At 63.8% G+C, this 20,708-nt stretch carries 22 protein-coding genes and 2 tRNA genes; 12 read left to right on the top strand and 12 right to left on the bottom strand.

The window, feature by feature from the left end:
* A complete protein-coding gene (locus RMCB_RS35075; protein ID WP_062832426.1) occupies positions 1-525 on the top strand; it encodes a hypothetical protein in 525 nt (174 codons plus the stop codon).
* Positions 526-590: 65 nt separating this feature from the next.
* Here the strand turns inward: RMCB_RS35075 and RMCB_RS35070 are convergent.
* The 3 genes from RMCB_RS35070 to RMCB_RS35060 form a co-directional block, all read right to left on the bottom strand.
* A tRNA-Arg gene (locus RMCB_RS35070) sits at positions 591-662 on the bottom strand.
* Between the two features lie 2 nt (positions 663-664).
* Positions 665-739 (bottom strand) — tRNA-His (locus RMCB_RS35065).
* A gap of 71 nt (positions 740-810) precedes the next feature.
* The gene (locus RMCB_RS35060) at positions 811-1,296 is read right to left on the bottom strand and encodes an HNH endonuclease (protein ID WP_062832425.1); all 486 of its coding nucleotides are present in this window, start codon (positions 1,294-1,296) and stop codon (positions 811-813) included.
* Positions 1,297-2,043: 747 nt separating this feature from the next.
* Between RMCB_RS35060 and RMCB_RS35055 the strand changes: the two genes are divergently transcribed.
* From RMCB_RS35055 to RMCB_RS35045, 3 genes are all read left to right on the top strand, one after another.
* Positions 2,044-3,534, top strand: a complete 1,491-nt coding sequence (locus tag RMCB_RS35055) for an APC family permease (protein ID WP_062832424.1) — start codon at positions 2,044-2,046, stop codon at positions 3,532-3,534.
* Positions 3,531-4,004, top strand: coding sequence for a universal stress protein (locus RMCB_RS37035; protein ID WP_062832423.1), 474 nt, complete (start codon positions 3,531-3,533; stop codon positions 4,002-4,004). The genes RMCB_RS35055 and RMCB_RS37035 overlap by 4 nt, the downstream gene beginning before the upstream one ends.
* A 260-nt stretch (positions 4,005-4,264) precedes the next feature.
* Positions 4,265-4,783: a hypothetical protein gene (locus RMCB_RS35045; protein ID WP_131805616.1), complete on the top strand. Its 519-nt coding sequence runs from the start codon at positions 4,265-4,267 to the stop codon at positions 4,781-4,783.
* A gap of 224 nt (positions 4,784-5,007) precedes the next feature.
* Here the strand turns inward: RMCB_RS35045 and RMCB_RS36230 are convergent, their stop codons facing one another.
* From RMCB_RS36230 to RMCB_RS35025, 5 genes are all read right to left on the bottom strand, one after another.
* Positions 5,008-5,148 carry a hypothetical protein gene (locus RMCB_RS36230; protein ID WP_165606376.1) on the bottom strand — a complete coding sequence of 47 codons (141 nt, stop codon included), beginning with the start codon at positions 5,146-5,148 and terminating at the stop codon, positions 5,008-5,010.
* A gap of 53 nt (positions 5,149-5,201) precedes the next feature.
* Positions 5,202-6,041, bottom strand: coding sequence for a GAF and ANTAR domain-containing protein (locus tag RMCB_RS35040; protein WP_062832421.1), 840 nt, complete (start codon positions 6,039-6,041; stop codon positions 5,202-5,204).
* Between the two features lie 125 nt (positions 6,042-6,166).
* On the bottom strand, positions 6,167-6,961 hold the full coding sequence (locus RMCB_RS35035; RefSeq protein WP_062832420.1) for a bestrophin-like domain: 795 nt from the start codon (positions 6,959-6,961) through the stop codon (positions 6,167-6,169).
* A gap of 227 nt (positions 6,962-7,188) precedes the next feature.
* Positions 7,189-7,392 carry a hypothetical protein gene (locus RMCB_RS35030; RefSeq protein ID WP_109784533.1) on the bottom strand — a complete coding sequence of 68 codons (204 nt, stop codon included), beginning with the start codon at positions 7,390-7,392 and terminating at the stop codon, positions 7,189-7,191.
* 308 nt (positions 7,393-7,700) lie between these two features.
* Positions 7,701-8,456: an SDR family NAD(P)-dependent oxidoreductase gene (locus RMCB_RS35025; RefSeq protein WP_062832418.1), complete on the bottom strand. Its 756-nt coding sequence runs from the start codon at positions 8,454-8,456 to the stop codon at positions 7,701-7,703.
* A gap of 233 nt (positions 8,457-8,689) precedes the next feature.
* Between RMCB_RS35025 and RMCB_RS35020 the strand changes: the two genes are divergently transcribed.
* Together RMCB_RS35020 and RMCB_RS35015 are read left to right on the top strand one after the other, a co-directional pair.
* Complete coding sequence (locus RMCB_RS35020; RefSeq protein ID WP_062832417.1) at positions 8,690-10,195, top strand: APC family permease; 1,506 nt, start codon at positions 8,690-8,692, stop codon at positions 10,193-10,195.
* Entirely contained in the window at positions 10,192-10,593 is a 402-nt protein-coding gene (locus tag RMCB_RS35015) for a sensory rhodopsin transducer (protein WP_062832416.1), read from the top strand. Before RMCB_RS35020 ends, RMCB_RS35015 begins: the two co-directional genes overlap by 4 nt.
* A 9-nt stretch (positions 10,594-10,602) precedes the next feature.
* Here the strand turns inward: RMCB_RS35015 and RMCB_RS35010 are convergent, their stop codons facing one another.
* Positions 10,603-11,265: a FadR/GntR family transcriptional regulator gene (locus RMCB_RS35010; RefSeq protein WP_062832415.1), complete on the bottom strand. Its 663-nt coding sequence runs from the start codon at positions 11,263-11,265 to the stop codon at positions 10,603-10,605.
* Positions 11,266-11,322: 57 nt separating this feature from the next.
* Between RMCB_RS35010 and RMCB_RS35005 the strand changes: the two genes are divergently transcribed.
* A complete protein-coding gene (locus RMCB_RS35005) occupies positions 11,323-11,982 on the top strand; it encodes a cyclase family protein (RefSeq protein WP_062832414.1) in 660 nt (219 codons plus the stop codon).
* Between the two features lie 7 nt (positions 11,983-11,989).
* Here the strand turns inward: RMCB_RS35005 and RMCB_RS35000 are convergent, their stop codons facing one another.
* Complete coding sequence (locus tag RMCB_RS35000; protein WP_062832413.1) at positions 11,990-13,312, bottom strand: aspartate aminotransferase family protein; 1,323 nt, start codon at positions 13,310-13,312, stop codon at positions 11,990-11,992.
* 98 nt (positions 13,313-13,410) lie between these two features.
* Between RMCB_RS35000 and RMCB_RS34995 the strand changes: the two genes are divergently transcribed.
* The 4 genes from RMCB_RS34995 (at position 13,411) to add (ending at position 17,874) form a co-directional block, all read left to right on the top strand.
* The gene (locus RMCB_RS34995; protein WP_062832412.1) at positions 13,411-14,313 is read left to right on the top strand and encodes a sugar phosphate isomerase/epimerase family protein; all 903 of its coding nucleotides are present in this window, start codon (positions 13,411-13,413) and stop codon (positions 14,311-14,313) included.
* Positions 14,314-14,399: 86 nt separating this feature from the next.
* Entirely contained in the window at positions 14,400-15,866 is a 1,467-nt protein-coding gene (locus RMCB_RS34990) for an APC family permease (protein ID WP_062832411.1), read from the top strand.
* The gene (locus RMCB_RS34985) at positions 15,863-16,816 is read left to right on the top strand and encodes a nucleoside hydrolase (protein WP_062832410.1); all 954 of its coding nucleotides are present in this window, start codon (positions 15,863-15,865) and stop codon (positions 16,814-16,816) included. Before RMCB_RS34990 ends, RMCB_RS34985 begins: the two co-directional genes overlap by 4 nt.
* Positions 16,813-17,874 carry an adenosine deaminase gene (add, locus tag RMCB_RS34980; protein ID WP_062832409.1) on the top strand — a complete coding sequence of 354 codons (1,062 nt, stop codon included), beginning with the start codon at positions 16,813-16,815 and terminating at the stop codon, positions 17,872-17,874. Before RMCB_RS34985 ends, add begins: the two co-directional genes overlap by 4 nt.
* Before the next feature lie 129 nt (positions 17,875-18,003).
* Here the strand turns inward: add and RMCB_RS34975 are convergent, their stop codons facing one another.
* Positions 18,004-18,519, bottom strand: coding sequence for a nitroreductase family protein (locus RMCB_RS34975; protein WP_062832408.1), 516 nt, complete (start codon positions 18,517-18,519; stop codon positions 18,004-18,006).
* A gap of 212 nt (positions 18,520-18,731) precedes the next feature.
* The gene (locus RMCB_RS34970; protein WP_062832407.1) at positions 18,732-20,096 is read right to left on the bottom strand and encodes an aminotransferase-like domain-containing protein; all 1,365 of its coding nucleotides are present in this window, start codon (positions 20,094-20,096) and stop codon (positions 18,732-18,734) included.
* Positions 20,097-20,301: 205 nt separating this feature from the next.
* Between RMCB_RS34970 and RMCB_RS34965 the strand changes: the two genes are divergently transcribed.
* A complete protein-coding gene (locus RMCB_RS34965; protein ID WP_062832476.1) occupies positions 20,302-20,703 on the top strand; it encodes a PaaI family thioesterase in 402 nt (133 codons plus the stop codon).
* Positions 20,704-20,708: the final 5 nt, after the last annotated feature.

Below are 20,708 nucleotides of genomic sequence, written 5' to 3'. Positions count from 1 at the left end.
ATGAATAGGATCCTGCCGGCGTTGGCCGGAGGTTTGGTCGTGCTCGGCGCGGTGTCCGCGGTTCCCGCGCACGCGGCGCCGGACGTTCCCGATTTCTCGTCCTATCCCAAGGTGGCCGAGGCCGATTACACGGTGCGGCCCGGCGTGGCGTATTCGGTGCGGGGATTCCGCACGCCGAGCGGGTTGTATTGCACGTCGTCGAATCACCGTGCGATGTATGCGGTGGACTGCACTGGGCCGCTGGTCGGTACGCCTGACGGGACGAACTGGGTGAACCTCTTCGAGTCGGGCAACATCGTCACCCCGGTGAAATTCAGCCACGGTGACGCACCACAATCGGCCGGCGTTCCCCAGTTCGAGGGACACCCGATCAATCTGCTGCCAAAGGACACCGCGTACGCATTCGACGATGCGATCTGCGTGTGGACCGACACCATCGCGCTGGCCTGCCGGATGGGCTCAGGAGACGAGTACAACGGGTTTGTCGCCACCGCTGACGCCGTCACGACGTTCGGCAACGTCTGAGCGCTATCGCTGGTGGTGTCGGTGCGCGCGTCGAATGCACGACCACCGGGACGTGTCGGCGGAAGTACCCCTGAGAAGAATCGAACTTCCATCCTCAGCTTCGTAGGCTGTCGCTCTATCCGTTGAGCTACAGGGGTATTGGGGCGACCAGAGGGAGTTGAACCCATCAACTGTGGCACCACAAGCCACTGTGTTTCCGTTACACCACGGCCGCCATGATTGTGGTGTGGTGAGCGGGCGGGGAGTTGAGCATGGCTCGTCCGCCCCGCCCGCCGGGTGCGAGCCTCACACCGGTGCAGGAGCTCGCCTGAACCTATCGCGCTGCCGAGGCTCGAACGGTTCCCTGATCATCCGCATTCCCGCTTCCTGCGGGGTGCGGTCGCCCTTGAGACCGTTGCATGCTTGGCACGCAGCCACCAAATTCAGCCAAGAGTCAGATCCGCCGCGACTTCTGGGCAGCACATGATCGACAGTCTGAGCGCTTCCGGAGCAGTACACACAGGTGCTGCGGTCGCGGCGCAGGATCCCTTCGCGCGTCGCACGTTCGTTGGGCCGGTAGGGAATGTGCACGTAGTCACGCAAAGCAACCGACATGGGCAGCTCGATCACCAGCGATGGGCCGTGGATGTGCACGGCCGGGCTGTGGCGATCGATGACGTAAACGGCGTCACGCAGGATCAGCTGGATCGCGTCCTGCCATGGTATTCGGGACAGCACGCGGTAGTCGGCGTTGTAGACCTCTACGGTCAGGTTGGGGGCCTGAATCGGCATGGCCGCGTGCCTCCTTTCTGGTTATCGTCGCGGACGCAAGTGGGTTGCCCGGGACAGCAGTCCGCGGCTTACGTTGCTGGACAGCATGTTTCGAGTTTTGCGCGACGTCGGCAATGTCGGCCACCGGGTTGCGCGGCTTCTGATGATGCTACGCATAGCCGTGGTTGTAAACCCATATTCTGACCGAATAGTGCTGCTCTGCAACACAATTGAGCACAACAAAGGCTAGGAATGTCGGGCGACGTTCCTAGCAGGGCGAACGGACAGCGTGAGAGATTTATGAGATTTCCGGAAGTGCCTGGCGCGGCTTTCGCTGTTGCGGAGGCTTTCGCCCACCCGGACGTCGGCACCAATGCCGACCGTCCCCGCACATGACAGAGCCGCCGTAGATGCACGATGCATCCCGGCCAGCAAATAGTCGTTGCGGGTCACAGACATGCGATCAACGGTAGCAGCGAGAACCGGTACCTCGACCATCTTTTTCTCGCCAGGCGGGCCCGGGATGAATGCGCGCCGCGGTCTCGGATTGGAGGTTGTTGCGACGTAAGGTCTTTGCCTTGTCAAGGTTCGGCGAAGACGGCCGCCGCCGGCCAGGGCGCCGCAGCATCTCGGGCGACTCTGGCGTACAGCTTTTTCACAAGATTAAATTCTGTTTCTTGCTGCGAAACATGGGTACTGTGCTCCACATCACACCGCTGAGGTGCGTTCGTCCGCTGCACGCCGCAGCGCCCGCGAAGGGACTCCGACATGACGTCGACCCCCGTTGGCCAAGAACCCAAACTGCACAAAGGCACCAACTGGTGGGGCGCCTTCGTCATCGGTTTGGCCGGCCCCATCCTGGTCACCGGGATCGATCCGCCGGCCGTGCAGGCCCTAGGGGCCGCTGCGATACCTTTACTGGCCGTCACGACCGCGATCGGCGTGCTGTTGTGTCTGTTCGCCGCCGAACTTGCCGCCGTCATGCCGCACCGCACCGGCGGACTGCCGTCGTACACCACCGAATCTTTCGAACTGGTCCACCCCACCACCGCCACCCACCTCGGCGGACTGTCGGCCTGGGCCTACTGGCTCGGCTGGTTCCCGGTAGCGCCCATCAACATGATTCTGGCGTCGGCCTACATCACCCAACTGTTCTCCATACCCCAGGGCCCGTCGTTTCTGCCGTTCGGCGGATTGGGTAGTCCGATCTCCTTGGCGGTCCTGATCATCTCCGTGGTCGCCATCGCCATCATGTATGTCCCCGCCTACTTCGGCATCAAGCTCGGCGCGGAATTCGCCACCATCCTGGGCATCGTGTCCATGGCGCCGCTGACGTTGCTCATCCTCCTGCCGCTGTTCCACCCGAGCTCGATACACCTCAGCAACCTCGCCGGATTCCACTTCGCCCCTGGTGTCACCGGCAGCCCTACCCTCATCCTCGCCTGGATGTTCGTCATGACCTGGTCGGTGCTCGCCATGGAGGCCGCCGCCTGCTATCTCGGTGAATGCCGCAACCCGGCGCGCGACGCAAAAATCGCCATGACCATGGAAGGCATCTACGGATTCTTCATCTTCGTGTTCATGGCTGTCGCTTTGGTTGCGGTGCTCGGAGTGGCGAAGGACGCCGACCCGCTCACCATTTTCTCCGCGCTGATCACCGGCGTCACCGGCACCACCGGCGGCTGGGTGGAATGGGCCCTTGGCCTGCCCCTCATCGTGGCCCTGCTGCTCTCGGTACTCAACGCGATCATGGGCTGCGCCCGCTCGCTGTATCAAGCGTCCGAGGACGGCATGCTGCCGCGCTGGTTCGGCCGCCTCAACACCCACGGCGTGCCAGCCCGTGCCATGGCCTTCAACGTGGTCTGCTCGTTCCTGGTCCTGTTGTTCGGCAGCCCCCTGCGCATCTACATCTTCTCCAACATGGGCTATCTGTTCTCCGCCGGTCTCGTGTTCTTCGCCTACTTCGCCCACCGCCAAACCCGTCCATCGGTGCACCGCCCGGTGCGACTGCCCTGCTTCATGCGCTGGCTCTCCCTCGCCATCGGATTGTTCGTCCTCGTGCTGTGGCTCTTCGGCGGCTGGAACAGCCCCTCCATCGTCGTCGGCACCTCCAGCCACACCCTGTTCTTCGTTGGCGTCCTGATCCTCGCCGCGTACGTCCCCCTGCACATGTGGCGCCGCATCACCGACCGACGCACACAGACCGCACAGGCACTCATCACAACGATCGCGCCCGAACCTGAACCGGAACCTGTATGACCACGCTATTCAAACGCCGCCGCGGCGATCAGCAACCCACATCACCGCGCGACGTCGTCGTCGTCCTACGGCCCGGCGCCCCCGCGTCCGACGCACTATTCAAAGCCGCTCGCGCCGCAGGCCGCACCGCGACAGTTGTTGTGCCGCTGAAGATTCACGGTTATTCCCTCGGAATGCCCAACCCTGGTCTCATGCCCACTGCGCGAGAATCGGCGGCGGCCAACACCGGGATCACCAAGACCGTCGACCGGCTGCGTCGCGCGGGTATCGACGTGGACGGTCAGATCGTCGTCACCCGCCACGCCGACCGTGCGATCACGCGAATTGTTCGTCTACGCGGCGCGACTCGGGTTCTGATGGAAACGTCGACCGCCAGCCCGCTTCGGCGGTTCCTGGAGGGCGACTTGCATCGCAGGCTCGCGCGCCGATTAGAACCTCGCGTGGCCGTCGAATCGATACCCCACTCCTGATGCCATAGCTCGCCGATCACGAAGGGCTAGGACCGGAGCATCGTGTTTTCGATCCCGTTTGTACGTGTCGGCCAGCAAGCAGAACCGTGCGTGCCGCGCAGCGCTAATCCGCGCCGCCGAACGGCTCGAAGGGCACGCGTCTGGCCGGACGACCGTGTGACGGCGCAATTGGAGTAGTCAACTACTGCATGCGCCAGCTGCAGCTCATCCGATCATGACAGAACGGGGGTTGGGAGACCGCATAACAGGAGAGAGCGCTGATGACTTTCACCAAAACTCGGATCGCTTCCGTCGCCACGGCAGTGGGTCTAACGGTGGCCCTCACGATGCCGGCATCCGCGTCCGCGAAGCCGTCAGTTCCACTGGCCCCCTTCTGCGGTGGGTGGGTGCTCCCTGCGGGAAGTTTTGTCATCAACCAGGACAACGACATCGTGGTGGAGATGGATGGGTGGGACGGACCAGCTCCGTCACAGCAGCACATTCAGTACAAGTTGAACTACTCACTCTTCGGCCAGCCACCGGCCGTGACGACAGGCACGGTGACCGACGGCGCGATTGAGGGCAACACTATTCACTTCAAAGCCGATTGGGACCCGCACCCGGGATCGAGCGACTGGAACCAGTACACCGGCACCATCGATGACAACGGCTATGCGAGCGGCACCACCTATAACGACAGCCAGAAGCGGAACAGAGGGAACAAGTGGGGTTCGGTTGAGCCACTCACCTGCGTCGGTTCACCCGGAGTTCCGTGGATGCCGCCAATCGTGACTTCGTAGGGGCTGCAGCGTCTGAGCAGTCATGCCACCCGCCCGGTCCCTGGTCGGCAACGGAGCGTCCTGATCATCAACGCAGACAAGGCGGTTCGCAAGAAGCCTTCGATTCCATTGGTTGCGCAATGTACGTCAGGTCAGTGGCCCAGCCGTCTCGGGCGATCGCGGCATCGCGCCGCACGTTGGATCGAACAGTGCGATCAGCGCACCCGGGCGTTTGCGTCAGCCGCTCAGCGGGCACACCACGCGACGGTGAGGGCTACGACGGGCTGCATCGAGGTCCTGCACAAGGCGATGCTCAGGACCGCAGCCTCGGCGTTGAGAACCCAGCGCCGATCCCGCGTCGCCGACTCCATCGCCGAGGTTGTCAACAGCCCGATTCTCATGGCACTGCACGCGGGCCAACATCGCGCGATACGGACGCTCAGACGGCCTCACCATCGGTTTCCGGGACGGGCGGCGACGTTAGCTGTCGCACGAGACGAGTGGCCACAATGCGCAGCGGAACGTTCGTATTCTGGCTTTCCCGACGCAACCGCGCGAAGGCCTCATCGGCATCGATTGCGTGCATAGCCATCAACATTCCCTTGGCCTGTTCGATGGGCGCGCGTGTCTCCAAGGCGCGCTGGAGTCCGGTCGCCACATCGCTGGCCGAACGGAAGCGCGCGAAGTCACCGATCGCACGAGACACCGCTTCGGTCAACAGATCCAGGATTTCGACGTCGAAGCTATCGAACGCCGACGGCGACCGGCCATACAAGTTGAGGGAGCCGAGCGTTTGATCCTTGGTGATCAGCGGCGCGGCGAGAAAACTGAGAATGCCCTCGGCTTGCGCGGCGGCGGCGAACCGGGGCCATATTGCTGCGGCTTGTCCGAAATCCACGAGCACGATCTGGCCGGTGCGGGCCGCTTGCAGGCAAGGGCCCTCGCCACATTCGTACTGTTCGGTGTCGACCCGTAGAGTGCGCTGGTCGGTGTGCACAGCTGTGTAGGTTTGCCTGGCCAGATCGATGGTCACGCCGGTGCTGTCGGCGCCGGGAATCGTCTGCTGGGCAATTTGGGCGAGATTCTGCAGCAAGCTGAGCAGTTCGTCCTCGTCGGCGACGGTGCGGCTGACCGCGAGGAGCCTCCGACCGAGTTCGGTGGCGCTGATCTGCCGGTCCCCCGCGGCGGCAGCCACGACCAGGTCCGCCGCTTCGCTGGCATCCTGATTCGCCGTCTTCGCGGGAAGCGAGTCGTCAGTACGCGGATCCGAGTGCGTCATTCGATGAGTGTGGCATAACTGACGCACCGGTAACTACGTGACCGGGGTTTGCCCTGCGCTCCCGACCATGGCGGAATCGGGACAGCGCGGGCGCGTCGTCGCACTGTGGACGCTCGGTGCGTCGACTACGCCGGTGGGTTCGAGAGCACCTGGATGACCTCGTGCAGCGGTTCCGGGGACGTCGCCAGTTCGCCGATGTACGGATGCGAAAACTCCAAGACCATGAACAGTGCCGCAGCAATCAGCACACCCAAACTCGCGACCATTGCGTAGTGCATGCCGGGTTTCTCGACGCCATAGATGATCGCGCAGCCAAGGACCAAGCCACTGGTCAGCAAGATGACGACCCACAGCGACCAGGGTGGGCCGACATCAACCCGGGCTTGCAGTATCCGCTCGGTGCGCGACAGGCGGATGCTGTCCAGGTTGGCTATGGAGGTATCAACCGATTTGGTTTGAATATCGTTGTGCGGCTGGACTTGTCGATACGCGGTGTAGACCCGTGCCAGAGCGCTGTTGGCTTCCGGCGAGAAGTTGCCACCCGCGGCTTCTGGCCACTCCGCTATAGCCGCGCGTTGGTATTCGAGAAGGCTCTCGCGAATCCGGTCGCTGTCGGCCTTGTCGAACACGCCGAGGTCCCCGGCCAGCTGCAGCCCGGTCGCCGACTCGGTCCGCACCTCGGAGTCGGCATCGTTGATCTGACCCCAAAACGTGTTGGTGAAGAAGGTGACCAGGATCGCGAACATGAATCCGATAAAGCTGAAGGCGAACAACGTGACATGGTTGTGCGCGCCCTCCTCCAGCCGCGGGAACCGGTGCCGGACAACGAACAACAGCAGCAGCGCTCCGCCCGCGACGAGGACAACGAGCCCCAGCAACAACAACCACGACGGGACGTTCGTCAACAACCAACGACTCATGAGCCACCGTCTTCACGCACCACGCTCACCCGCTGCGGTTCGTGATGAGCTTGCGGCAGAACTTGTGTCATCGCGCCCCTACCATCGCCGAGACCAGGCACGCGAAGTTTACTCAGCGCGGCGGCCCGCATCCCGGGAATTGACACTTCGGCAGATTATTCGCGAAGAATCGACAGGCTCCATCGCCTCGTGACGGCCACAGCAATGTGAGCCGTGCGGCAGGTCGTTCAGTGCCAGGGCAATAGATTCTGCAGAGCGGCGTGGGTGGTGATTCCGGTGGCGCCTCCTCCGGCGACCGCCAGGACGATCGCGGTGGTGATGAGCCGGCGGATGCGGCGGATGGCGTGGATCACGGCCGTGATGACGACACCGGCGAGAACACCGAGGAGGATCTGCGGGTGCGCGAGCACGGCATTGAATACGGTGTCCAAGTTGCCGTTTCCTTTCGCGCCGTTGGTTTCTAGCGTGTCGACCACTCAATCTGGCGGGTCGACAGCATGTTCGGTGCGCCGTTGAGCTTACCGGTGATGTCACCGCGGATCTTGGACCCGCGGGTGGCGTCGGCTCTCCATCGTTCGCTTCTTGTTCGTTGTCGATGAATGCTCTTGCGTGACTTGCATTCATCGAGATTCTTCCCTTCGGCCAGCCCGCCGAGAGGCAAGATGCGTCAAGCCCACCGGCGGCGCTGAAGAGATGAACAGCCTCGCGTTGAGAGCGTGAGTCGTTCGTACAACGCGGTTCACAGCCGCTCGAGCGCCCACTCCGGATTGGCAGCCAAGATGCCGCCGTCGACATGGAAGAAGCTGCCGGTGATGAATGAAGCGAGGTCACTGGCGAGGAAGGCTGCGAGTGGACCGACCTCGGAGGGTTCCCCGATCCGACCGGCCGGGTAGACGGCGGACATCCGACGCTCGGCCTCCGCAGGGTCCCCGGTAGCCTCCCATGCCCGCGTTGTCAGCGGAGTGCGGATGGCACCCGGGCAGATGGCGTTTACACGAATGCGCCCAGCGTATTCGAGCGCGCTGGAGCGGGTCAGCTGGATGACAGCACCCTTGGACACGCTGTAGACCCCGAGGAATGGGTCACCGGTGAAGCCGAGGATGGACCCGGTGTTCACTATCGCGGCTCGGTCGACGCGATCGGCGAACTCCACCGTCATGCGCAGTGCGGCGAACACGTTGACTTCGAAGAGCGCGCGCATGCGGTCTTCTGAGGTGACCGACAGCCGCTCCTCGTACTGGATGCCCGCGTTGTTGACCAGGATGGCGTCGGCCAGCGGCTCCTCAGCGAGGAGATCAAGGGCTTGAGCCCGGATATGTGCATCCGTGATGTCCCCGACGACCGCAACGTCGGGCGTGAACGTCGAAAAGGGTTGGCGGTCTATGCCGATCACGCGGGCGCCCGCTTCTGTGAGGCTACGGGCAATGGCCTCTCCGATTCCGGCAGCGGCTCCGGTGACGATTGCGGAGCGTCCTGCGAGGTCTATCGCGATCATGGCGGGATCCTTTCGAAGTCAGGCCGACGTCACTGTACGGCAATACTGGTAATACCAGAAGTGCCCGTGAAAGCACGAGATCAGAACACACTGGGACTAGCTAGTCGTGTTTTGCCGACAGATTTGGCCTTACTGGTCTAGCCAGATGGAGTTTTGATTGTTACCGTCCCGTCCTGAGGCGTTTATCGCCACTCACCCACCACAGACAAAGTTGCAGGGGAAGGGACAGGTCGATGGCCAGCAATCTCACCTCGTCGTGCGCCGGCTCGGACGGCGAACACATGACGACGACGGACCAGCAGGGCGGACTCAAGCCAGGCGCAGTATCCGTCGTCGGTGTCACCGTACAAAGCGTCGGGCTCATCGGCCCCGCCATCGGCGCTCTTATGACGACCCCGTTCATAGTCGGCATTGCGGGCACATCGGGCGCGTTCGCTTTCCTGATCGGCTTCCTGCTGATGCTCCTTGCGGCGATCCCGCTGGGCCAGTTGGCCCGAGAGATCCCATCGGCGGGAGGCTATTACACCTACATCAGCCGGACGCTGAGTGCGCGCCTCGGATTCCTGGTGTCGTGGCTGTGGCTGTTCTACACACCGGTTGCGCCCGCATTCAATCTTGCTGTGCTCGGCTATCTCCTGGACAACACGCTCAAAGCCCACTTCGGATTCGGATTCCCGTGGTGGCTGGGCATCATCGTCGGCGCCATCTTTCTACTGTTCATGGGGTGGCGCGGCGTCGAACTGTCCGCCAAGGCGTTGATGATCCTTGCGGGTGCCGAGATCACGATCATGGTCACGTTGGCCATCTGGGGTCTGATCGTTCCCGGCGGCGGTGGCTTTTCCCTCGCGCCGCTCGCCCCGACCCATGCACCCTCGGCCAACGCACTTCTGCTCGGCATCATCTTCTCGATCTTCGCGATCACCGGTTGGGAGGGCGCCGCACCGGCCGCGGAGGAGACGATCGACCCCCGTCGCAACATCCCACGCGCACTGGTCGCCTCGGTCGTCGTCACCGGAATGTTCTTCGTGTTCGTCACCTGGGGTCTGCAGGTCGGCTGGGGTATCGACGACACGGCCGGCTTCGGCTCCTCGGCGGAGTCGCCCGCGCTGGTGTTGGCACAGAGGTTTTGGGGGCCCGCGTGGGTGATCGTGCTGTTCGCCTTGATCAACTCGGTGTTGGCGGTAGCCGTCGCGGCCAACAACGTCTCCACCCGCATGTGGTACGCAATGGCAAGGTCGGGTTCCCTGCCACAGTTCTTCGCCAAGCTTCATCAGACATACCGCACACCGACCCATGCTGTTGCCCTACAGGCTGTCCTGGTGCTGGTGGTGGGCACCGGTGTCGGCGTGCTGATCGGTCCGGACAACGAGTTCTTCTTCTTCGGCCTGGCCCTGACGGTCGTCATGGTATTCGTGTACAGCCTCGGCAACATCGGCGTGATCCGGTTCTTCTGGCGACGTCCCGACCGGAAAATCCTTACTCACGTGATCCTGCCTGTCGTCAGCACAATCGCACTGCTCGCCGTCGGCTACTACTCGCTGGTTCCGCTGCCCGCCAAGCCGATTGGGTGGGCGCCCGTCGCGGTCGCCATCTGGGCCGTCGTCGGAGTCGGCATCCTGGTCGTGATGCGCCTGCTCAAACGCGAGGATTGGCTCAAGCGCGCAGGCGCCAGTATGGCCGAGCTGGAGCCCGACGACGCGGAAGATCACGTTGGCCCGACCACCGATCCGGCCAAATGAGTGCTACGCAACCAAACCCGGTGGTGCGCACCTCACCCGGCGCGCACTGCTGGGTGATCGGCGACGGTTTCATCCCACCGACGAGTACCGGTCCCGAGCCGGCGATGACGAGCCACGAGAGCCTGTGCATGCTGAATGCCAACACCGAAGCCGCGCATCTTCGCTTGACGTTCTATTTCACCGACCGAGACCCGGCAGGCCCGTTCCATCTGACTATCGCGCCGCAACGTGCACTGCACCAACGGATCAACGATCTCCGCGAACCTGAGGTCATCCCGGTCGGCGTCGACTACTGTGTGGTGGTGAGCAGTGATCTGCCAATTGTCGTGCAGCACACCAGAGTCGACACCAGGCAGGCGGAGAATGCGACCATGTCGACCATCGCCTACCCGGCGTAGGGCTACGCCTCAGCCGAGGAGCGAACGCAGGAACTGCCGGTGGTCGTTGTAGAGATCCGAGCACGCGTGCAAAGCCTCGTCGACATTGCCACTAGTGATCCCTGCCGCAAGCCTGCGATGATCTTCGAGGATTTCCTTGCTCATGGCCTTGCCGTGCGGACTGATCCGCACGGTCTGTGCGATCTCGCTGGTCATGTCCGACCACAACTTCAGCAGCATTCCCGAGCGGGCCGCCTCGACGATCGAAAGGTGCAGTGCAATATCGAGTTCGGTGGTTTCCCGCCCCGTCAGCACGGCCTCCTCGAGAGCCTCGAACGCCGCGGCGACCTTCTGCCTGTCCTGCTCGTCGGCTCGCTGGGAGGCGAGCCGCAGTGCGCCGGCTTCGATGACCTCACGGGTGTCGACGATGTCGAGCAGGCCGAACTTCTGTGTCTGCTCGATCTCCACGTCGGCGTTCGTCACGAAAGCGCCACGACCCATCTGGATTTCGATGACATCGAGAGTGGAGAGCATGCCGAGGGCCTCACGGATGACTGGACGACTGACCGAAAACTGCTCGGCGAGTTGGCGTTCCGATGGGAGTTTGGCGCCGACGGGATAGCCTCCGTCGCGAATCGTCCGCAGCAGCTCGTCGGCGATGCGGGAGCGCTGTGTTGCCGAGTTTTCAACCAAGGCGTTGCCTCCTTCAATCGGCTTGACTGGTAATACCGCTAGTGTAGCTTCTCAAGAATGCGACTTCCGAACGGAGCCCGGCAACACATCGTCGACCTGACCATGCCGATCTCGGACGGCATGGACGCCTTCCCCGGCGAGCCGACCGCGAAGTTCAGTCGCTTCTCGTCGGCTCACGACGAGACCGGCATCGAGATGTGGAACGTCGAGATCTTCAGTCAGCTCGGAACACATCTCGACGCACCGTGTCATTTCGTGCCCGGGGGCGCGGGCGTGGACGAATTGGACCTGAGCCGCTGTATCGGCCCGGCAACGGTGGTCGATCACCCCACCTCGGCGGGGCCGCTCATCGAGCCGCGTCATCTGGCACCCGTCGCGGACTCCCTGCGCCGCACCCGGCGGGCACTCATCCGCACGGGTTGGGACGCCCACCGCGGCACCCCGCAGTACTGGACGGGCATCCCGGAGATAACGCTGGCCGCCGCCGAGTACCTCGTCGAACTCGGCGTTGTCTTCGTCGGATTAGACACGCCCACACCGAGTTTCACCGACCTGCATGACGTGCATCGCGTGCTGCTCAGCGCCGGCGTCGTCATAACCGAGTGCCTCGTCAACCTCGGCGATCTCAACGCGGAGACATGGCTGGTATGCCTACCGCTGCCGCTGGTCGGGCTCGACGGGTCACCGGTACGGGCGGTCGCGCTTGAGCCGGGCTAGCGGCGAGTCAGAGACGGGCGACCGCGGCCAGACTTTCGCGCAGCGCCACGATGACTCGATCGACGTGGCCATCGGTGATGGCGGTAGACAGGCATCCCGTGCCGCGAGGCATGACGAGCACGCCACGCAACAACAGTTCGAGCCGAAGTGCGGAGAACAGCGCTGTGTCCGTGCGCCGGTGCGCTCGGTATGAGGTTACCGGCTCGGCGGAGACGGCGATGTTGAACATCGAGCCGATGCCGTTGACATGCACGGGAACATGGGCGCGCGCAAACTCCTCCCGGATCGCCGAACGCAGCCGCTCGGTACGCGCTTCCAGAACGGCGTACTCGTCGCGCCCCAGCTCACGCATCGCAGCTTGACCTGCAGCCAGAAACACCGGTGACGCGGTGAACGTTCCGGTCTGAAGGACTCGTGGGCCTTCGCCGGACAGCACATCCATCAGGTCGGCCCCACCGCCGAACGCAGCCAACGGGTAGCCGCCGCCGATGATCTTCCCAATGGCGACGAGGTCGGGCGTGTAACCCCAACGTCCTTGTGCTCCATGAAATCCCGCGCGCAGCGATTGCACTTCGTCAAAGATCACGAGAGCGCCATGTGCGTGCGCCACTTCGAACACCGCATCGAGGAAGCTCCGGTCGGCGGTGATGAGTGCGGAGTTCCCCAGAAAAGGCTCCACCACGACACCAGCAATCTCGGTTCCCCACCGCGAGAACGCATCTCGGATCGATCCGACGTCGTTGTACACCGCGGTGACGGTTTTGGTCGGCTCGAGGCCCGCGGACTCCGGGCGCGCTGACGCGCTGGACGCCTGACACAGGGGCGGCTGACCGATGTCCTGGTACAGCTCATTGTGCGAACCGTGAAAAGCGCCCTCGAACTTGAGGATCCGGTCTCGACCGGTGTGCGCCCTCGCGACCCGGACGGCGAATCCCACGGCCTCCGAACCCGTCGTCGTGAAGTGCAAGCGTTGCATCGCAGGCAACCGCTGCCGCAGTTCGGCGGCGTACGCTGCCTCAAGAGGGTGCGCCGTGCCGATCGCGGACGAGATCGACAACTCGGCCGCCACTGCCGCCGTCGTTGCGGGGTGACCGTGCCCATGCGGCAGGCTCGTGAAGTTGTTGATGAGGTCGACGTAGTCGTTTCCGTCCACGTCGGTGATGACTGCTCCCGCCGCCGTGGCGGCATAGAACGGATACGGCTGGAACGCCAACGTTGCCCGCGACACACCGCCCGGTATGACCAGACTGGCCGCCGCGAACAGTTCACGTGACCGCGGCGTCCGCCTGAGGTATTCGTCGATCGACGAGCTGGTAGCGGTGGTATTCACGGTCTATGCCTCCTCGGGGCGGCGCGTCATTGCTACGGCACAGCCTATCGGCGCGCCACTTACTGGTCTAGCCTGTAATACCAGTCGAAGGGAGCATCATGACACTCACACCATCCGGCCCGATCATCGCAGGCAGCACGCTGCCCCTACCCGCAGTCGCCATGTCCGACGAGGCAGCCTGGGCGGCCGGCCTGCGGGCGTTGACACGGGGAGGCTTCGAATATGTGGACGTCGTCGACACCTGGCTGACCGTGGGCGATCTGACAGAGCGCCAGGCCGTGGCCCTCGCCGAGGCCGTCGCGGCGGCCGACCTGAAACTCGCCGGACTCTCCGCGATCAGGCGCAGCGTGATCGACCCAGACGACGGTGCGACTAATCTGAACTACACCCATCGCGCAATCGATGTCGCCGCCGTCGCGGGAGTGCCGGTTCTGTCGATCGGCTTTCACCGTCCACTGACTGCGCTACAACGGAATTGGTCGTTCTGGTCGGTCCCGGGCCCCAGAGATGACGACCACGATCCCGCGGTGTGGGCACTCGCCGTCGAAAGGCTCCGCGAATTGACGAGACATGCGACAGACGTCCACGTCGCACTGTCGTTGGAACTCTACGAGGACACCTTGATCGGCAGCGGGGCGCAAGCTGCCAGGCTCGTCGAGGAAGTCGGCTCGCCCGCATTGGGCATCAATGCGGACCTCGCCAATCTGTATCGAGTCCCGCGGCGGCTGACCGAAGGCTGGCTCGAAGCATTCGCGGCCTGTCTGCCCCACCTGAACTACTGGCACGTCAAGAACTTTCGACGGGTCGAGGTATATCCCGACGGGCCATTCCTGGCATGGCCGACACAACTGGCCGACGGTGACATCGACTATCGCACCTTGTTGCGCATCGCCCTCGACGCTGGATACAGCGGGCCGATCTGTGTCGAACAATATGGCGGCGACGGCCTGACGGCGCAGATCGCGGGCCTGCGTTACCTCGAGGACCTGGTAGCCGAATGAAGTCCCCCGCAGCCTTGACCGCTACTGCACGTCTGGCCATACTGGTCAGACCAGTATGGCCAGATACCGAACCGGCGGGAGACAACGTGAGCACCACGACGACATCGGGATCAAGCTTCACGAAGAAGTCACTCGGCACACCCGGTCTGGTGCTGTTCGTCCTTGCGTGCGTCGCGCCCATGGGTGCCGTCGTATCGATCGTTCCACTGGGCATGTTCCTCGGCAACGGCGCCGGTTTCGTTGGAGCCATCGTCATCGCGGGTGCGATTCTGCTTTGCTTCGCAGCGGGCTACGTGGCCATGTGCAGGCATGTGATCAACGCGGGTGCGTTCTATGCCTACATCGCCAAGGGCCTTGGCAAGCCCGTCGGGGTGGCAGGCGCGTTCGTCGCGATGCTCGCCTACAACGCGGCATTCTGGAGCCTGGCCGGCGCCGTCGGGTACTTCGGTTCGACCATCTTCGCCGGCATCGGGCTGAGGCTGCCATGGCAGATCTGGTGCGCCGTCGCCATAGCCATCGTTGCGTTCCTCGGACGACGCGCAGTGGATGTCAGCGCCAAGGTGCTCAGCGTCGCCTTGATCCTTGAAGTCAGTGTGATCGTCATCCTGGACATGGGGATCATCGTTCACCGCGGCGTCGAGTCATTCCCGATCGCCGCGACGCTTTCACCGACCGCCATAGGGGCAGGCTCCATCGGCATCGGTCTGCTGTGGGCGTGCAATATGTTCATCGGGTTCGAGGCGACCGCAATATTCGCCGAGGAGGCCAAGGACGCCAAGAAGACCGTCGCCCGTGCGACCTACATCTCAGTCGCGATCATCGCGATCTTCTACGCAGTGGCCGCGATGGTGCTCGTCGGCGCCGTCGGCCCCGCTAACTTGCTGTCCGCCATGAACGACGACCCCGGGACGTTCGTGTTCAAGATCGCCGACCAATTCGTCGGGAGCTGGTTGTCCGCTGCCATGCAAGTATTGGTGCTGACCAGCTTGTTCGCCGCGCTGCTCGGCATCCACAACGCGGCCTCGCGCTACTTCTTCTCGCTTGGCAGAGAGGGATTATTGCCGAGACGGCTCGGAGTCGTGCATCCCAAATGGAATTCGCCCGCGTTCGCCAGCACCGTCCAAATCGCCATCGCAGTCGCGGTGGTCGGCGCCTTCGGCATTGCCAACGCCGACCCGCTCCTCACGCTCAACACCAGCACCGCGGGCGTCGGCACCGTCGGCATCCTCCTGCTGCAGGTCGCCGTCGCGGTGTCGGTCATCGCCTTTTTCCGCAAGCGCAGGGACAAGCGGGTCTGGTCGACGGGGATCGCACCGGCCATTGCAGCACTGGCCCTCGCGGCCGTCGTCGTCCTCGCACTGTCGAACTATTCCGTCCTCACGGGCAGTGACAACGCCGTGATCAACTCGATCCCGTGGATCCTGCCAGCGGTGATCGTCGCGGGCCTCGCCTACGGGCTGTGGCTGCGCCGACGCCGACCCGACGTCTACGCCGGCATAGCGGCAGGTGCGCCCGCTGAGCCGGCCCAACTCGCCGAGGAGTCGACTCGATGACGACCAAGGTGCTCATCGATACCGACACCGGCGTGGACGACGGGATGGGCCTGCTCTACGCGATGCTGAGCCCGGAACTCGACATCGTCGGTGTGACCACGAGCTTTGGCAACGTCGACGTGGAGCGGGTCACGCGCAACACCGCGGTGTGCATGGAACGACTTGGTTCGGAAGCGCCGTTGGCAAAGGGTGCCGACCGGGCCCTCATTGGCGAACTGCCGACTTTCAACCCGCACATCCATGGTGATGATGGTTTCGGCAATGCCAACCTGGCGGATCCGACGTTCCGGAATCTTGTGCGGATCTCGGCGGCTGAGCTGACCCTGCGACTCATCGACGAACACCCCGGCGAGGTGACCTACATCGGGCTCGGGCCGCTGACGAACCTCGCGCTGGCGGTGCTTCTGGATCCGACACTGCCACAGCGTCTTAGACGGGTGGTATGGATGGGCGGGGCTGCCGCACACCACGGGAACGTCTCTCCGGTGGCAGAGGCCGACGCCCTGCACGATCCCGAGTCGGTAGCCTTGGTGATCGACCAGGACTGGGAGTTCGTCCAGGTCGGTCTCGACGTCACCGACGACACAGTATTTGGCCAAGAGCATCTCGACGCGGTACGGGCCTCGACGTCGGCGGCTGCCAAACTCGTTGCTGCGGGCGCCCCTTCGTACATGAAGTTCTACGAACCGATCCTCGGCCGTTACGGCTGCGCCATGCACTCCCCGCTCACGATCGCGCTCGTCGCACATCCCGAACTGATAGTCGCCGAGGAGACCTACCGAATGCTGGTCGAGTGCGAGGGCAAGTACACCCGTGGTATGACCGTCGTCGATCGGCGGGTGGGACGCGACCCCGGGCCTGTCTGGCACGGGGCACCGCGGGTCCGCGTCATCACCGACGTCGACCGCGAGACCTTCATCAAGCGGTACGTCGAGCGGATCACCGCGTGACGCCGACCCTGGCGGAAATACGCGCCTTTCCCAAAGTATCGCTTCATGACCACCTTGACGGTGGTCTACGCGTCGAGACCATCCTCGAGTTGGCCGAGGAGCGCAACATCGCGTTGCCTGCCGGTGATCCCGAGGGTCTTCGCGCATGGTTCGCCGAACGCACCACCGTCGGTAGCCTGGAGGGGTACCTCGAGGGTGACGCCGTGACCGCGGCCGTCCTGGTGGACACCGAGGCGCTACGACGGGTCGCCCGTGAGTCAGTCCAGGATCTCTCGTCAGACGGCGTTGTCTATGCGGAACTACGCTGGGCACCTACCGATCTCCTCCGTCACGGAGTTCCGATGGAGGATGCCGTCGCCGCGGTGTCCGATGGCCTGCGGGACGGTGAACGCGTGGCGCGCGAGCGTGGCTCAGCCATACAAGTGCGGCAGATCCTGTGCGCGATGCGTCACGAATCCGGCAGTGAGTCGGTCGCGGCGCTGGCGATATCTTGTGACGACGTCGTCGGGTTCGACCTTGCGGGTCCCGAGTCCGGCTTTCCGCCGTCTCTGCACCGGGCTGCCTTCGACGTAGCGCGAGCGGGGGGACTGCCCGTCACCGTGCACGCCGGTGAGGTCGAGGGGGTCGGCAGCGTGCTGGAAGCCATCGATGTCGCAGGCGCCCGCCGTATCGGCCACGGCATCCGCGTCGTCGACGACCTGACTGACAGTGGCGGGCGCGGCCCCGTTGCCGAACGGATCGTCGAACAGGGCATCGTGCTCGAAGTTTGCCCATCGTCGAACTTCCACACGGGCGCGGTCATTCGCGACTCACCCGACGTCGCGGCGCACCCTTTCGATCGACTCCATCGCGCGGGCCTTGCCGTCACCGTCAACACTGACAACCGGCTGACGAGCCGGACCTCGTTGACCCAGGAACTCGAAATGCTCTGTGCTGCTTTCGGCTACAGCATGACCGACATCGCGGCGTTCCAAGCGACGGCGGCCGCAGCCGCGTTCTCGCCGACCGCACTGTCTGCGTTTCAATCGGCAATGTCGTCCTACGATCGTCGAATGTGACGGCGTCCGAGTACTTCGCGATGAGCTCGAACAATCGGTGAGCAAGGCCGCGCTACCGTGCCAGACGAGCTTGGTGCGGTGGTTTCGCTCAGCGCCCGGCTTGACTTTTCCTGCTCGCGCCCGGACCGGTCACCACCGGCCGCGGTGCATGACTTCGGCGAACGGACGGCGGTTGGGCTTGTGGATCGGTTGCAATTCCCGGTCGGCGGGATAGCCGACGCCCAGCAGATAGCAGACGCGGTGATCCGCCGGCACGCCCAGGATGTCTCGCGCCCTGTCCTGATCGCCAACGGCCGAGTGCCCGGTGCCGATTCCGAGGTCCGTTGCCGCGATGGTCATCGCCATCATCGCCTGGCCAAGGTCGAATTGGTCGATCAGTGTCTCGCGCTCGTCACCACCTTCCGGAACGACGAGGGCGATCGCCGCCGGTGCGTGCGCAATGTGTTTTGCCCCAACCCATACCGTGGACAACTGTTCGAGCTGCGCGCGGTCGATCACCACCACAAAATCCCAGTGCTGATTGTTGCGCGCCGACGGCGCTCGCCACGCCGCTTCGACGATGCGCATCAAGGCATCGTCGGGTACCGGGTCGGGCCGATACTGCCGAACATTGCGACGTGCACGGATTGCATCCCACGTTTCCACTTGAGTCTCCTCTGCCGAGTGAAACGGTCTAAAGACTATCTGGTCTCGGCGAACCGCCGACCAAGCAACGCCGATTGTCGACGTCGACACCTCGCTGATGCGTTCTCGACAAACCGTCTCAATAACCATGTGTCGCAGCTTGATTAACCAACCAATGCAATCGACTGAGCGTAAATGCGTTTCGACCCGCCCGGTACGCAGTCCGGAGCGTCCTAGACGGCTGATCGCAGAGCGCGGCCCGACGAACGCCCCCTCACGGCCAGAGCGCTGCGGCAGCGGTTGAGCAGTTGAGGGAGTTCGTGGATTGTCGGGTTGGCGAGCGCGATACGGATCGCGTTGGGAGTGGCGCTTCCGATGGCGAAGGCGTCGCCGGTCGAGATCAAGATTCCCATCTGGGCAAGTCGGTGGGCAGCTTGGTCGCTGCGGATGTCCGCGGGCAGATGGAGCCAGCCGTAGTACGACGCCGGATGAGCGTCATACGCGAACCCTTCCAGCGCGTGTCGGGCGATGCCCTGGCGTTGCCTGGCGTCCTGGCGGCGGTGCTCCTCAAGCCGGGCAACGGTGCCGTCGCGCAGCCACCGAGTGACGAGCGCCGTTGACAGAGAACTTGTTCCCCACGTGGTGGTTCGTAGAGCTCGGATCAGCGGGACGCGGGCCGAATCGGGCGTCACCACATATCCGGCGCGTAACCCGGTGGCGAGGTTCTTCGAGAAGCTGCCGACGTAGAAGGTTCGTTCCGGCGCAAGGGTCTGAATCGGCGCCGGTGCCGACGGGTCCAGGAACGCGTAGGTGGCATCTTCGATGATTGCGAAGTCATGGCGGCGGGCCAATGCGGCGATGCGTGCGCGCGAACCGGCGTCCAGCACGAACCCGAGTGGATTGTGCACGGTGGGTATCACGTAGAGAACGCCGATCTTGCGCTGTCGGACAACCTTTTCCAGAGACTTGAGGTCGGTGCCGTCCGGGCCGCACTGGACCGCAGCGAGATCCAGATGCCGCGCCTGGGCGAGCAACTTCAACCCCGGGAAGGTGAGTTCGTCGGCCAGCAGCGTGGAGCCGGGTGTGGTTGTCGCGGTGAGGATGACGTCGAGTCCATGTTGCGCACCAGCGGTCAACACCACATTATTTGGCGGCACATCGATACCGTGATCGAGCAGATACGTGGCCACCGCCGCCGCGTCGACGCTGCGGCCACCCGGGGGTTGCTGAACCAGCAGTGACCCAAGGTCGCCCTCAGCCGCCAAGTCGCGCAGAGCTTGACGCAGTTGTTCAGATTGCTCCGCGACGAGAGGCTGGTTGAAGGACAGGTCGGCGGCGCGCGTCTCGACCGGAAGTCGGAGCGGTTCCAGGCCGCCGAAGCCGTTCAAATCCCGGACGTATGTGCCTCTCCCGCGTTCCCCGACAATCAGGCCGGCCGCCGCCAGTTCCCGGTACACCTTGGTGGCCGTGGCAAGGGCGATCCCGCGCTCCCGAGCGAGCTCCCGATGTGTCGGGAGACGCGTACCCGCAGGCAAGTCCCCTGCTCGTATCGACGCGGCAATCCCCTCGGCGACCACCTTGTAGCGCTCCGCCCGCACGGCATTCCTTTGGTTGTCCCTATGACAATGCGTTGATTGCATCAGTTTAGAGGTCGTAGGTTCGGGCGGCCCGCCTCGTTGACCGATCCCCTACTCCCGCAACAGGAGACGACAGATGCCCGTCACCAGCGACAACCAGTTGCCCGTACTGGAGTTCTTGCAAAGGCGCCTGTCGGGCAGCTCGCACCCGGACGACCGCACTCATATGAGGTATCCGACCGCCATCTCCCAACTACTCGACTTCGAGATCGCAGAAATCGGCCCCGGCACAGCATCGGTCGTCGTCGACGTTGACGCCGCCCGCCACGGCAATCAACAAGGAACCGTGCACGGCGGTTTTCTCGTCGAACTCGCCGATGCCGCGATCGGAACGGCGCACTCCACCCTCATGAAACCGGACGAGTCATTCACCAGCATCGACCTGCGCGCAGTGTTTCTACGTCCCGTATGGCGGGAAACCCTTGTCGCGCGCGCTGCCCCAACGCACTCAGGCAGAACGATCACGCACTACCACTGCGACATCGTCCGCACGAGCGACGGCAAACCCGTCGCCACCGCTACCAGCACCGTCATGACCCTCCACGGTGACCGAGCGACCGGACGCTGAGGCAG

Source organism: Mycolicibacterium brisbanense (genome assembly GCF_001570425.1).
GTDB lineage: Bacteria > Actinomycetota > Actinomycetes > Mycobacteriales > Mycobacteriaceae > Mycobacterium > Mycobacterium brisbanense.
Note: the sequence above shows the minus strand (reverse complement) of the source record. Positions and strands in the feature narration are given on the sequence as shown.